The following is a 13,324-nucleotide window of genomic DNA, read 5'->3' on the forward strand; positions in this document are numbered from 1 at the left end:
TTGTCTGCGTGCGGCGTTTGCGTCGCCTGCAGGGCAGTATCGGCCGCCAAGCCCGTCAGAGGCGTATGGCCGTTTCAACCAGAGGAGGATTCAATCGTGTGGAGTCAAGTCTACGACCCGCTCGGCAGTATGGCGCTGTCCACTATTGCCGCGGGTGTGCCGGTTGCTGTGTTGCTTGCAGCGCTGGCGTTTTTCCATATGCAGGCGCACCTGGCGGCCGGGCTGGCGCTGGTGGTCGGCGTCGTGGTCGCGTCGTTCGTGTTCGGCATGCCGGCCGCGATGGCGGGCAAGGCGGCCGGGTTCGGCATCGTGTCCGGTCTGTTCCCCATCGGTTGGATCGTTCTCAATATTATTTTCCTGCACCGGCTGACCACGTTGAACGGGTCATTCAAGGTCTTGCAGAACTCGATCTCCGGTGTGACCGAGGATCGCCGCCTGCAACTGCTGCTGGTGGCGTTCAGCTTCGGCGCGTTCTTCGAGGGCGCGGCGGGCTTCGGTACGCCGGTGGCCGTGACCGGTGCCATCCTGATCGGCCTCGGCTTCTCGCCGCTGGCGGCGTCGGGTCTGGCGCTGATCGCCAATACGGCGCCCGTGGCCTTTGGCGCGCTGGGTGCGCCGATCATCGGGCTGTCGTCGGTGACCGGTATCGATCAGGTGCAGTTGTCCGCAATGATCGGTCGCCAACTGCCGTTCTTCTCCGTGCTGGTGCCGTTCTGGCTGATCTGGGCGTTCGCGGGCTTCCGCGGCATGCTCGCGATCTGGCCTGCGATTCTCGTGGCGGGCGTCAGCTTCGCAGTGCCGCAGTTCCTGGTGTCGAACTTCCACGGCCCGTGGCTGGTGGACGTCATCTCGGCGCTTATCTCGATGGGCTGCCTGACGATGTTCCTGAAGGTATGGCGCCCGAAGGAAATCTGGACCTCGACGCGGATCCTGGGTCGCCATGACGACTCCAAGATCGACCATCCCGAAGCGCTCGAAGCGGACGCCAAGGCCAACGCGGCATCGGCCAGCATCTCGGTGGTCAAGGCATGGATGCCGTGGGTAATTCTGACGGTCTTCGTGTTTGTCTGGGGCGTGCCGGAATTCAAGAAGCTGATGGATGGGATCTGGCTCTGGAAGTATCCGATTCCGGGTCTGGACAAGGCCATTCTCAAGGGCCCGCCCGTGGTGCCGAAGGAAATCGCCGAAGGTGCGGTCTTCAACTTCAATGTGCTGTCGATGGCTGGCACCGGCATTCTGGTGTCGGCGGTGGTTGGCGGGCTGCTGATGGGCTATTCCATCCCTCGCCTGTTCAAGGAGTATTGGGAGACCATCAAGCTGGTGCGTTACTCGCTGCTGACGATCTGCGCGATGTTCGGTATCGGCTACCTGACCCGCTATTCGGGCCTGGACGCCACGTTGGGGCTGGCGTTTGCACAGACCGGCGTGTTCTATCCGCTATTCGGTACGATGCTGGGCTGGCTGGGTGTGGCGCTGACAGGTTCCGACACGGCGTCGAACGTGCTGTTCGGCGGATTGCAGAAGACCACAGCCGAGCAATTGGGCCTGTCTCCCACGTTGATGGCAGCGGCCAACAGCTCGGGTGGCGTGATGGGCAAGATGATCGATGCGCAGTCCATCGTGGTGGCATCCACCGCGACCAAGTGGTACGGGCACGAGGGCGAGATCCTGCGCTACGTGTTCTTCCACTCGGTTGTGCTGGCGATCATGGTGGGCCTGTTCGTGACGCTGCAGGCGTACGTGTATCCGTTCACGCTGATGGTGATCCACTGATCGCCGGATCGCTGCAGCAGCCTGAAGCCCCGCCCGTATGGCGGGGCTTTTTCGTTGGGGCGCGCCCGGTCGCCCGGGTCTGCGTTTTGCTACAATCGCCGCCATGAGTTATCAAGTTCTAGCGCGCAAATGGCGCCCACGGGATTTCACCACGCTGGTCGGCCAGGAGCACGTGGTCCGCGCGCTCACGCACGCGCTGGAACAGCAACGGCTGCATCACGCCTACCTGTTTACCGGTACGCGCGGGGTGGGCAAGACCACTTTGTCCCGGATTCTGGCCAAGGCGCTCAACTGTACCGGCCCTGACGGCAACGGCGGCATCACCGCCCAGCCGTGCGGCCAGTGCCAGGCGTGTACGGAAATCGACAGCGGGCGGTTCGTCGATTACATCGAGATGGATGCGGCTTCGAACCGCGGCGTCGATGAAATGGCGCAACTGCTGGACAAGGCGGTCTATGCGCCGTCGGTCGGCCGTTTCAAGGTCTACATGATCGACGAAGTCCACATGCTGACCAACCACGCCTTCAACGCCATGCTGAAGACGCTGGAAGAGCCGCCCGGACACGTCAAGTTCATCCTGGCCACGACCGATCCGCAGAAGATCCCGGTTACCGTTCTGTCGCGCTGCCTGCAGTTCAACCTCAAGCAGATGCCGCCAGGGCATATCGTCTCGCACCTCGACCACATCCTGGGGCAGGAAGGCATCCAGCACGATGGCAGCGCACTGCGGCTGCTGGCGCAGGCTGCCCATGGTTCGATGCGCGATGCATTGTCGCTGACCGATCAGGCCATCGCCTACAGTGCCGGCCAGGTATCCGAGGATGCCGTGCGTGGCATGCTCGGCGCCATCGACCAGAGCTACCTCGTGCAACTGCTCGATGCGCTGGCCGCAGAGGATGGCGCCGCGATGATCGGAATTGCCGATGCGATGGCGGATCGCAGTCTGTCGTTTGCCGGCGCGCTGCAGGACCTGGGTTCGCTGCTGCACAAGATCGCGCTGGCGCAGGCGGTGCCGGCATCGGTACAGGACGAATGGCCCGAGGCCGAGGACGTGCGTCGGCTGGCTGGTCAGTTCGACTCACAGGAAATCCAGCTTTTCTATCAGATTGCCAACCTGGGCCGAAGCGAACTGGCGCTGGCGCCGGACGAATACGCCGGCTTCACGATGACGCTGTTGCGCATGCTGGCGTTCCGTCCCTCGGCTGCGCCGGCCACGCCGGCAGGCGGGCAGGGCGGTGGCCAGCAGGTGGCGCGTCCGCGTCCGGCCAGCGCGCCGGGCGGTGCTGCGCCGCGTGCGATGGCGGTGGCGCCGGTTGCTGCAGTGGCAGCGCCAATGCCCTCGGCCCCGCCGAAGATCGAACCTGCCCCGGTGCGAGCCGTGCCACCGCAGCCGATGGTGCAGGAAGCCCGGCCGGTGGCGGCACCGGCTGCTGCTGTCCCGCCAGCCCCTGCCGCCCCGAACACGGCATCCGCGCCTGCTGCGCCATCCGCCAGCCGCGCGCCGATGTCTCCGGCCCGTGCAGCACTCGACGCGGCGCGTCAGGCATCGGCAGGCAAGGGTGGTGCGCGTCCGGCAGGGATGGGCGCACCGCCGATGGCGGGTGCGACGGCCGCCGCCGCGCAGCGCCAGTCCGCCCAGCCGCTGCGTCCGCCTTCGGCTTCGCGTCCGGCCACCGCTGCTACGGCGGCGCCTGACGCGCCCGTCGCGCCAGCGCCTTCCGCTGCACCGGCTGTGCGTCCTGCAGTAATGCCTGAATCCGCTGCACGGCCCGCCCCGGCGGCACCCGCTGCGCGGACCAGCGACGTGCCGCCGTGGGAAGAGATGCCGCCCGACTTGCCGATGATCGGCCCGTACGACGCTGACCCCGGTGTGTCGCAGGATTACGATCCGGGCTTCGATCCGAACTTCGGCGGTTTCGACAACGGTTTCGAAGCGGAAACCGTAGACCGCGCGCCGCGCAGGCATCGTGCCCCGACCTCCCCATCCGCCCCGCCGATGCAGGCCAGCAAGCCGGCACCCGAGCCGGAACCCGCTGTGGCGCTGGCACCGGCCGTGCCGCCGGTGGCCCCAAGTGCTGCCGACGATGGCACGCCGCCCGTGCTCACCAGCGACTGGCCGGAACTGGCCGCTCGTCTGCCGCTCAAGGGTCTGGCACAGCAACTGGCGTTGCAGAGCGAGATGCACCGTGTGGTGGGCCGCGCGCTGCATCTGCGCGTCCCCGTGGCGGCGCTGGCGGAAGCGAATGTTGCCGAACGCCTGCAGGCCGCCCTGAGCGAAGAATTCGGCGTGGAAGTGCGGCTGCAATGCGAGGTTGGCGCGGTCACGCACACCGCAGCGGCGGTGGATGCCGCTGCGCGCGCCGAACGGCAGCGCGAAGCCGAGGCCGAGATCGACCGCGATCCGTTTGTGCAGGGTTTGCTGCGCGAGTTTGGCGGACAGATCGTGCCGGGCTCGGTGCAGCCGCGCGCCGCCTGATATTCCAGAGGCGGCCGCCTGGAGCCAGGGAGCGCCGCCCGTATATAACTACCTATTTCGCATATTTCCAAGGAGTGATCCCATGATGAAAGGTCAACTGGCGGGGCTGATGAAGCAAGCCCAGCAGATGCAGGAAAACATGAAGAAGATGCAGGACCAGTTGGCACAGATCGAGGTCGAGGGCCAGTCCGGCGCCGGTCTCGTCAAAGTGCTGATGACCTGCAAGAACGACGTGAAGCGCGTCACCATCGATCCGAGCCTGCTGGCTGATGACAAGGACCTGCTCGAAGACCTCGTGGCTGCCGCGTTCAACGACGCCGTGCGCAAGGCCGAGGCCACCACGCAGGAAAAGATGGGCTCGATGACGTCGGGCCTGCCGCTGCCCCCGGGCTTCAAGCTGCCGTTCTGATCGATATATCGATGCCAGTATTTCCGCAGGCGGCGCCGCGATGAAGGCGGCCCCGCCCACCTCGCTGCAGGCGCTGGTCGAGGCCCTGAAAGTGCTACCCGGCGTGGGGCCGAAATCGGCCCAGCGCATGGCGTATCACCTGCTCCAGCACGACCGCGACGGCGCGCGCAAGCTCGGTGACGCCTTGCGCGGTGCGGCCGACGGCATTCGCCATTGCGAGCGCTGCAATACGTTCACCGAGCAGGACATCTGCGAGACCTGCCGCGATGCGGAGCGCGACGCGTCGCTGCTGTGCGTGGTGGAGACACCAGCCGATCAGATCATGATCGAGCAGACGCTGACATACCGGGGCCAGTACTTCGTGCTGATGGGGCGGTTGTCGCCGCTCGATGGTATTGGCCCGAAGGAAATCCACCTTGACCGCTTGCTGGCGCGGGCCACGGACCCCGAGTTTGGCGGGCCGGCCACCGAGGTGATCGTGGCCACCAATTTCACGAGCGAGGGCGAGGCCACTGCGCACTACATCGGCGAGATGCTGAAGGCGCGTGGCCTCAAGGTGTCGCGGTTGGCCCGTGGCGTGCCCGTGGGCGGCGAACTCGAATACGTGGATGCGGGCACCATCGCCCGCGCCGTGATGGACCGGCGCACGCTGTAACGGCATGAATCTCGCGCGCTTCGATCTCGTCACGCTCGGTCTGTTCGTGGCCGTGGCCCGGCAGGGCAGTATCTCGGCCGGAGCGCGGCAATCGCACCTGGCCGTGGCGGCTGCCAGCAAGCGGATCTCGGATCTGGAGACCGCGGTTGGCGCACCGCTGTTCTTTCGACATGCTGCCGGCGTGCAACTGACCGAGGCCGGCCAGGCGTGCTTTCACCATGCGCTGACCATCCTGCAGAACGTGGAACGCATGGCCGGCGTGATGTCGGACTATGCGTCAGGCGTGCGCGGACAGGTGCGCGTCTGCGCCAATACCTCGGCGATCACGCAGTTCCTGCCCGACGATCTGGCGCAGTTCATGCGCCAGCATCCCACCATCCGCATCGAACTCGAGGAACACAACAGCAGCGACATCGTGGCCGCGCTGATGGAGAATCGTGCCGATGTCGGTATCTTTGCCGATCGCACACCCTGCACGGGGCTGGTGACGGTGGAGTACCGGCAGGACGAACTGGTCATCATCACGCCGCCGGGCCATCCGCTGGCTCAGCAGGGCGCCGTCCACTATGCCGATGCGCTCGAATACGATTTCGTCAGCCTGCCGCAGGTGACATCGCTGGCGGCACGCCTGCTCGAAGAGAGTAGCCGGCTGGAGCGCCAGTTCCGGTTGCGCATCCAGGTGCGCAGCTTTGACGCCATGTGCCGCATGGTCATGGCCGGACTGGGCGTTGGCGTGCTGCCAAGAATCGCGGCGGAACCGCACGTCAAGTCGATGGGCCTGGCGCTGGTGGGGCTGCAGGACGCGTGGGCGCGACGATCGCTACTGATTGGCATGCGCGACCCGGCGGGGCTGACGGTGTCGGCCAGGTTGTTGATTACGCATTTGTGCGGGGATCGGGCGCCGTTTTGAGGCTGTATCTGCCGTGGTTTTGCTCCCCTCTCCCACTAACGCGGGAGAGGGGAGCAAACCATCAAGGCACCAAAACCCCCACCTCCCCAAACTCCACCCGATTCCTCCCCTTCCTTTTCGCTTCATACAACGCCTGATCCGCGCGAGAAATCATCCCGTGGATGGTATCCCCCGACTGGAAGCTGGATACGCCGAGGCTGGCGGTCATCGCGCCCATTACCGAAAAATCCTGCGCTGAGATAGCTTGCCGCAGCGCCTCGGCCTGGGCGGCAGCGTCCGGGAGGTCGGTGTCGGGGCATATGATCAGGAATTCCTCGCCGCCCCAGCGGCCGACGATATCGCCGGGACGCTTGGCGTCGAGGATGCGCTGGGCCATGTCCACGAGCACGCGGTCGCCAATCTGGTGGCCGTGGTTGTCGTTGATGGATTTGAAGCGGTCCACGTCGAGCAGGATGATCGAGAACACCGTGCCGCTGTGGGCCAGCGCATCGATCAGCGCCTCGTCGAGACGACGCCGGTTGTACACGCCGGTGAGCTGGTCGGTACGCGACAGCGTTTCGAGTTGCCGATTTTTCTCGACAAGTTCGGCCTGGGTGGCCTGGATCTGTGCAAAGGCGTTGTTGCTGCGCTGGATGGCCGCCCGCACGGTCAGCTCGGCCTCGGTGCGCTCCGCGATGATCAGCTTGAGCTTGCGCAGCACCTGGTTGAAGCCATCGATCACGCTGTCGAACTCCTGACGTCCCAGTTTGGCGAGTTCCTCGGGTTCTTCCTCGTGACGCGAGGCAAGCTGGAACAGGGCGCGCTGCAGGCGCTCCAAGGGGACGAAGATCATGCGCAGGCCGAACGTCAGCAGCAACACCAGCACCACGTCGATGGCGGCCACCTCGGTCACGCCCTGGATCATCGCCGCCCGCAATGTTCCATCCATGGGCCTGCGGCTGAAGCGAACCACCGCCTTGCCGATGGAGACCTCGCGCCGCGTGGCATCGATGCCATCGGGCGGGTAGATGACGACGCGGTCAAGCAGGTCATCGGCACCCGCCGATGCACACGGCTCTCCGTTCGGGGATGCGGGTCGGCCCGCAGCGGCGTAGATTTCCTGCCCGTCCGGCGAGAACACACAGGCTTCGACGACTTCAGGGTGGATCAGCGTGGCGTCGAGCCGCGTCCGCAGGATGCCGACGTTCAAGGCCCAGGTGGGTTCCGCCAGGCTCTGCGCGAGGCTTTCGAGCACATCGGCACGGGTCCGTTCGAACCGTTGCTCAAGATCCTGCCGCAGCAGCCAGTGTCGATGCGAGGCAAAAGCGCCCAGCGTTGTCGTGATGACAACAATAAACAGCACGATCATCCGGGTCCGGATCGAACGAACCGGGGGCAGCGGTGGCATGGGGCGAAGATCCTGGCAAGGTCCAGCGGGTCCAGCGGGTCCAGCGGTTCGGGCGAGTCAGTGCGGCATTCTATTCAGGCGCCGCCTGGTTGAACAGCTGTCGGAATTTCGCCAATTCCGGATGGGCTTCCTCGTACTTCTTGCTGAATCCTATGTGCACGGTCTCGGTTTTGATGACCAGGGCGCGCCGGGACTTGTAGCGCATGCGCTCAGGTAGTCCGCGCGTTTCCAGCGATCGCAGCGCTTCCTTGATGACGATGCTGGGGTTGACCACGCAGTCGATTTCGCCGACCAGCATCTTCTTGACCAGATCCTGGAACTCGTGCCCCTCTACCATCGTGATGCGGCCTTCCTTCACCATCTGGAAGAAGCGCGGGCCGGGCGCCAGATAGTTGCGCTGGTTGCCGAATCGGAGTCCGGCGAAATCATCGGGATAGTGGTGGAAGGTGCGGCCCTCGATGGCGTCTCGATTGCAGTGTACGGCCACCTCTTCGGCGTAGAACGCCTTCGAATGATTGAGGTACGGCCGTTCTTTAGGTCGGTAATACACCCCCAGGATGCCGGCGCTGTTGCCGTTCTTCGCTTCCTCGACCGTGCGTGCCCACGAGGCAAATCGGATCTCGACCTGATAGCCCGGAATCCGGTTCGCGACGCGCATGAAGTGGTCGATATAGTCGCCTTTGGGCGCGCCGTTTTCCTCGTACGAAAGGGGCCGCTGACCCGCTTCGGAGTACAGCACCACGCGGGTTTGCGCGCTGGCGGGCGGGGCGGTGCCGAGCGTCGCGACTGCAAGCAGCGCGGCGGCGCTGAGGGTCCGGCAAAGGCGGGCGATGTCCATGGCGTCTGTGCCGTCGATTGTTTTCGGCGCGGGAAGAGCGAGGAAGGGAGAGATCGACACGGTTGCCGCGTGAACCCCAATCCCCCAGTAACGGCAGGCGGGCCCGGAGATTGAGCGTTGCCGGGCAGGGTATTCCCGAATCTTTCGCATTCCGAGATAGCCCGCTTTCCGGATTGCCGATTCCGCGTCACTGCGCAACGGGGCACACTCCGTCGAAACAAAGCCACGACGACAATCCCCCGACGGGTCAGCTTAACGGAGACGTTCCCCAACATGGCACAACAGATTCTCAATGGCATTCGTGTCCTGGAACTGGGACAACTGATTGCCGGCCCATTCGCCGCCAAGACGCTGGCCGATTTTGGCGCTCACATCATCAAGGTGGAGCCGCCCGGTCAGGGCGATCCGCTGCGCAAGTGGCGCATGATCCACGAGGATACCTCGGTCTGGTGGGAGGCGCAGTCGCGCAACAAGCAATCGATTGCCATCGATCTGCGCCAGCCGGAAGGCCAGGCGCTGGTGCGCAAGCTGGCTGCCGAGGCCGATGTGCTGATCGAAAATTTCCGCCCCGGCACGATGGAGAAATGGGGCATGGGCTGGGATGTCCTGCACGCCGCCAATCCCAAGCTGATCATGGTGCGCGTGTCCGGTTACGGCCAGACCGGCCCGAAGCGCGACGAACCGGGCTTCGCCGCCGTGGCCGAGGCCATGAGCGGGCTGCGCCACCTGACCGGCGAGCCGGGCCGGCCGCCGGTGCGCGCTGGGCTGTCGTTGGGCGACACCATCGCCGGCCTGCATGGTGCGCTTGGCGTGTTGCTGGCGCTGTACGAGCGCGATGCGCGTGGCGGCGAAGGGCAGGTCATCGACGTGGCGCTCTATGAATCGCTGTTCAACTTGAGTGAAAGCCTGCTGCCCGAATATTCCGCATTCGGCGCCGTGCGCCAGCCGGCTGGCGGCGCGCTGCCCGGCATCGCCCCATCGAACGCCTACCTGTGCGGTTGCGGTGACTATGTGCTGATCGCCGCCAATGGCGATGCCATTTTCAAGCGCCTGATGACGCTGATGGACCGCAACGACCTTGGCGACGATCCGGATCTGGCTCGCAACGATGGCCGCGTGAAGCGCGTGGACGAGATCGATGCCGCCATCGGCGTCTGGACGAAAACCCAGACCGTGGCCTCCGCGCTCGATGCATTGCGCGGCGCGGACGTGCCGTCTGGCCGGATCTACACCGTCAAGGACATCGCCGAAGATCCCCACTACCGTGCGCGCGGCGTGATCGAAACCGTTACGTCTGCACGGGGTTTGAGCGTCGAGGTGCCGGGGATCATCCCGAAGCTGTCGGGCAACCCGGGCGCCATCCATGACCGCGCGCCCACGCTGGGCGAGCATACCGACGCCGTGCTGGCCGAATCCGGCTTTGATGCGGCAGCCATTGCGGACCTGCGGGCCCGGGGAGTGATCGCATGAGCGCCAACATTCAGAATCGCTATGCGCTGGCCGGACCCGCGAAGATCGAAATCAACGATGTGGCGCCGCGCGACGGCCTGCAGATCGAGTCGTTCATCGTGCCGACTGAAGGCAAGGTTGCCTTCGTCGATGCACTGGCCCATTGCGGATTCGCGCGTATCGAGGCCACCTCGTTCACCTCGGCCCGCGCCATTCCCGCGCTGGCCGACGCCGAGGCGGTGATGCACCAGATCGAACGCGTGCCGGGCGTGGCCTATACGGTGCTGGTGCCAAACCTGCGTGGCCTGGAGCGCGCGTTGTCGTGCCGTCCCGATGAAGTCAATCTGGTGATGTCGGCCAGCGAGACCCACAACCGCGCCAATCTGCGCATGACGCGCGAGCAGTCGAAAGCGCAGTTGCTGGCGATGATCGCGGAAGCCGGGAAGGTTGGGGTGCCGGTGAACGTGTCGCTGTCCACCGTGTTCGGTTGCCCGTTCGAAGGCGAAGTGGACGAGGCCGAGGTCATGGCCCTGGCGCACGGGTTTGCCGAGGCCGGCACGGCGGGCATCACGCTGTGCGATACCACCGGCATGGCCTATCCGAATCAGGTGGCCGCGTTGTGTGAGCGCTTCCAGCGGGAACTGCCGAAGACTGGCTTGACGATCCACCTTCACAACACGCGCGGCATGGGCCTGGCGAATGCCATGGCCGCGTGGCAGACCGGCGTGACGCGCTTCGACGCCGCAGCCGGCGGTCTGGGCGGCTGCCCCTACGCGCCCGGTGCGAGCGGCAATGTCAGCACCGAAGAACTCGTGCATATGTTCGCGTCGATGGGCGTGGACACCGGCATCGATCTCGATCGCCTGCTCGGCGTGGTCGGCGGCGTGTCGGAACTGGTTCAGCGTGACGTGACCAGCCAGTTGTTGAGCGCAGGGCCACGGCTGCGCACGCACCAGCCGCCTGGATGGATGGCGGAATTTTTTGCGGCTTCCTGATTTCCCAACCCGATGGTTTTCTCCCCTCTCCCGCGTGCGGGAGAGGGGCGGGGGTGAGGGCAAGCGGTTCTGCCACGACAGGTCGCAATTTGAACCGCCAAGCCCTCACCCCCAACCCCTCTCCCACTAGTGGGAGAGGGGAGCAAGAACAGAACAGATTCTTAGAGTCCCCCACTACAACAACGGAGACAACCCATGAAACGCACTCTTATCGCCGCGCTAGCGCTCGGCCTGACCTACACCGCTACTGCTTACGCCCAGGACGGTTCCTACCCGAACCGCCCGATCATGCTCGTGGTCTCGGCCTCGGCGGGCGGCACCACCGACCTCGCAGCACGTCTGATCTCCGAGCCGCTGTCGAAGGCGCTCGGCCAATCCGTCGTTGTCGACAACAAGCCGGGCGGCAACGGCAGCATTGCCGCGCAGGCCGTGCAGCGTGCCAAGCCGGACGGCTACACGGTGCTGGTGCAGTACTCTGGCTTCCATGTGATCACGCCGCTGCTGACCAAGATGCCGTGGGACCCGGTCAAGGATTTCGCGCCCGTAGCCAACCTGCTGTCGGCGCCGCAGGTACTGGTGGTGCGTCCGAGCTTGCCAGTCAAGTCGCTCAAGGAACTGGTTGCCTACGCCAAGGCCAATCCGAACAAGCTGAACTACGCGTCGTCGGGCAATGGCTCGCTGCAGCATGTATCCACCGAGCTGCTGAACCAGATGGCCGGCATCCAGATCACGCACGTCCCGTACAAAGGCACTGGCCCGGCGTTGACCGACCTGCTGGGCGGCAACGTGGACATGACGATGACCACGCCGCCGCCACTGATGGGCCATATCGCCGCAGGCAAACTGCGTCCGCTCGTGGTGACCAGCAAGACGCGTATCGCCAGCCTCAAGGATGTACCGTCGGCGCCCGAGGCCGGCTACCCCGATCTCGACGTATCGTCGTGGTTTGCCATGTATGCGCCGGCCGGCACGCCAAAGCCTGTCATTGATCGCCTGACGACCGAGATCGAGAAGATCATGAAGTCCGATGCGTTCCGCAAGAAGGCCGAAGAACTGGGCGCCGAGGCGCATTACATGAATCCGCAGCAACTGGACCAGTATCAGAAGGCCGAACTGCAGCGCTGGGGCAAGGTCATCAAGTCGGCGGATATCAAGGCCGAGTGACGCCCATGTCCATACATTGGACGTTTAGGTGTTGATCCCGATGTGGGATCGCGTCCGAGGGCGGTAGCATCACCGGGAGCCGCTTCGCGGCGTCCCGGCTTTTGTGCGTCGGTGCGAAAGACGAAGAAGCAAAAGAAGTAAAAGATGCAGGAGACAACGATGTACGACAAAAAATTCTGGAAGCAACTGCTGATCGCGCTGGCGCTGTTCCTGGCTGGCTGGTTCACGTTCGGCAGCAATGCCTTCGCGCAGGGCAAGCCCGAGAAGTCCAAGGTGACCATCGCGGTGGGCGGCAAGAACCTGTTCTACTACCTGCCGCTGACGATTGCCGAGCGCCTGGGCTACTTCAAGGAAGAAGGGCTCGACGTGGAAATCGTCGATTTCGCCGGTGGCGCCAAGGCACTGCAGGCCGTGGTGGGTGGCAGCGCCGATGTGGTGTCGGGCGCCTACGAACACACGATCAACCTGCAGGCCAAAGGCCAGCAGTATCAGGAGTTCGTGCTGCAGGGCCGCGCGCCGCAGATCGTGCTGGTGGTATCGAACAAGACGATGCCGAACTTCCATTCCATTGCGGACCTGAAGGGCAAGAAGATCGGCGTGACCGCGCCGGGCTCCTCCACCAACATGATGGCGAACTTCGTGCTGGCCAAGGCCGGGCTGAAACCGTCGGACGTGTCGTTCATCGGCGTGGGCGCCAGTGCCGGTGCGGTGGCCGCGATGCGCTCGGGCCAGATCGACGCCATGGCGAATCTCGATCCTGTGATCTCGATGCTGACGCAGAAGAACGAGGTCAAGATCGCCTCGGACACGCGCACGCTCAAGGAAACGCAGGCCGTGTTCGGTGGCAACATGCCGTCGGGCTGCCTCTACGCATCGACCAAGTTCATCGAGCAAAACCCGAATACCACGCAGGCGATGACCAATGCCATGGTGCGCGCGCTGAAGTGGCTGCAGAAGGCGGGCCCGTCGGACATCGTCAAGACCGTGCCGGAAAGCTACCTGCTGGGCGATCGCGCGCTGTATCTCTCCGCGTGGGAAAAGGTCAAGGAAGCGATCTCGCCGGACGGCACGATGCCCGCCGATGGTCCGAAGACGGCGCTGAGCACGCTGCAGCAGTTCGATCCGGAACTGAAGGGCAAGGCCATCAAGCTCGACAACACCTTCACGAACGCGTTCGTGCAGAAGGCCAACGCCAAGTACAAGTAAGTTCTGTCGAGGCATTCGGATAACGTTCCGGATGCTCCCGTCGCCCGCCGCACGGCTTTTCG

Annotated in this window: 11 protein-coding genes; 9 read left to right on the forward strand and 2 right to left on the reverse strand. The window is 64.7% G+C overall.

Annotated features, from left to right (window positions below; translation table 11 throughout):
* Positions 1-96 precede the first annotated feature (96 nt).
* The 5 genes from ABDB81_RS25160 to ABDB81_RS25180 all read left to right on the forward strand — a co-directional run bounded on the left by ABDB81_RS25160 (position 97) and on the right by ABDB81_RS25180 (position 6,223).
* On the forward strand, positions 97-1,773 hold the full coding sequence (locus ABDB81_RS25160; protein WP_346813904.1) for an L-lactate permease: 1,677 nt from the start codon (positions 97-99) through the stop codon (positions 1,771-1,773).
* A 103-nt stretch (positions 1,774-1,876) separates the two neighbouring features.
* Positions 1,877-4,249, forward strand: coding sequence for a DNA polymerase III subunit gamma/tau (locus ABDB81_RS25165; RefSeq protein ID WP_346813905.1), 2,373 nt, complete (start codon positions 1,877-1,879; stop codon positions 4,247-4,249).
* Positions 4,250-4,331: 82 nt separating this feature from the next.
* Positions 4,332-4,658, forward strand: coding sequence for a YbaB/EbfC family nucleoid-associated protein (locus tag ABDB81_RS25170; RefSeq protein WP_137926044.1), 327 nt, complete (start codon positions 4,332-4,334; stop codon positions 4,656-4,658).
* Between the two features lie 40 nt (positions 4,659-4,698).
* A complete protein-coding gene (gene recR, locus ABDB81_RS25175) occupies positions 4,699-5,313 on the forward strand; it encodes a recombination mediator RecR (protein WP_137926043.1) in 615 nt (204 codons plus the stop codon).
* A 4-nt stretch (positions 5,314-5,317) separates the two neighbouring features.
* A complete protein-coding gene (locus ABDB81_RS25180) occupies positions 5,318-6,223 on the forward strand; it encodes a LysR family transcriptional regulator (RefSeq protein ID WP_346813906.1) in 906 nt (301 codons plus the stop codon).
* A 61-nt stretch (positions 6,224-6,284) separates the two neighbouring features.
* On the opposite strand, the gene ABDB81_RS25185 is transcribed toward ABDB81_RS25180, so the two are convergent.
* Both ABDB81_RS25185 and ABDB81_RS25190 read right to left on the reverse strand, forming a co-directional pair.
* On the reverse strand, positions 6,285-7,610 hold the full coding sequence (locus ABDB81_RS25185) for a GGDEF domain-containing protein (RefSeq protein WP_346813907.1): 1,326 nt from the start codon (positions 7,608-7,610) through the stop codon (positions 6,285-6,287).
* A 70-nt stretch (positions 7,611-7,680) separates the two neighbouring features.
* Positions 7,681-8,508: a transporter substrate-binding domain-containing protein gene (locus ABDB81_RS25190; protein ID WP_160472596.1), complete on the reverse strand. Its 828-nt coding sequence runs from the start codon at positions 8,506-8,508 to the stop codon at positions 7,681-7,683.
* Between the two features lie 213 nt (positions 8,509-8,721).
* Here ABDB81_RS25190 and ABDB81_RS25195 point away from each other — a divergent pair, with 213 nt between their 5' ends.
* The 4 genes from ABDB81_RS25195 (at position 8,722) to ABDB81_RS25210 (ending at position 13,262) form a co-directional block, all read left to right on the forward strand.
* A complete protein-coding gene (locus ABDB81_RS25195; protein ID WP_346813908.1) occupies positions 8,722-9,918 on the forward strand; it encodes a CaiB/BaiF CoA-transferase family protein in 1,197 nt (398 codons plus the stop codon).
* Complete coding sequence (locus ABDB81_RS25200) at positions 9,915-10,892, forward strand: hydroxymethylglutaryl-CoA lyase (protein ID WP_346813909.1); 978 nt, start codon at positions 9,915-9,917, stop codon at positions 10,890-10,892. Before ABDB81_RS25195 ends, ABDB81_RS25200 begins: the two co-directional genes overlap by 4 nt.
* A 195-nt stretch (positions 10,893-11,087) precedes the next feature.
* The gene (locus tag ABDB81_RS25205) at positions 11,088-12,056 is read left to right on the forward strand and encodes a tripartite tricarboxylate transporter substrate binding protein (RefSeq protein WP_137926156.1); all 969 of its coding nucleotides are present in this window, start codon (positions 11,088-11,090) and stop codon (positions 12,054-12,056) included.
* 159 nt (positions 12,057-12,215) lie between these two features.
* On the forward strand, positions 12,216-13,262 hold the full coding sequence (locus tag ABDB81_RS25210) for an ABC transporter substrate-binding protein (protein ID WP_137926157.1): 1,047 nt from the start codon (positions 12,216-12,218) through the stop codon (positions 13,260-13,262).
* Positions 13,263-13,324 lie beyond the last annotated feature (62 nt).

This window comes from Cupriavidus sp. DL-D2 (assembly GCF_039710735.1).
Classification (GTDB): Bacteria; Pseudomonadota; Gammaproteobacteria; order Burkholderiales; family Burkholderiaceae; genus Cupriavidus.

What these genes read in the sequence shown, in the direction of transcription:
- recR (WP_137926043.1), top strand. Translation starts at nt 4,699, where the DNA reads ATGAAGGCGGCCCCGCCCACCTCGCTGCAGGCGCTGGTCGAGGCCCTG.
- ABDB81_RS25200 (WP_346813909.1), top strand. Translation starts at nt 9,915, where the DNA reads ATGAGCGCCAACATTCAGAATCGCTATGCGCTGGCCGGACCCGCGAAG.
- ABDB81_RS25195 (WP_346813908.1), top strand. Translation starts at nt 8,722, where the DNA reads ATGGCACAACAGATTCTCAATGGCATTCGTGTCCTGGAACTGGGACAA.
- ABDB81_RS25205 (WP_137926156.1), top strand. Translation starts at nt 11,088, where the DNA reads ATGAAACGCACTCTTATCGCCGCGCTAGCGCTCGGCCTGACCTACACC.
- ABDB81_RS25185 (WP_346813907.1), bottom strand. Translation starts at nt 7,610, where the DNA reads ATGCCACCGCTGCCCCCGGTTCGTTCGATCCGGACCCGGATGATCGTG.
- ABDB81_RS25165 (WP_346813905.1), top strand. Translation starts at nt 1,877, where the DNA reads ATGAGTTATCAAGTTCTAGCGCGCAAATGGCGCCCACGGGATTTCACC.
- ABDB81_RS25180 (WP_346813906.1), top strand. Translation starts at nt 5,318, where the DNA reads ATGAATCTCGCGCGCTTCGATCTCGTCACGCTCGGTCTGTTCGTGGCC.
- ABDB81_RS25210 (WP_137926157.1), top strand. Translation starts at nt 12,216, where the DNA reads ATGTACGACAAAAAATTCTGGAAGCAACTGCTGATCGCGCTGGCGCTG.
- ABDB81_RS25170 (WP_137926044.1), top strand. Translation starts at nt 4,332, where the DNA reads ATGATGAAAGGTCAACTGGCGGGGCTGATGAAGCAAGCCCAGCAGATG.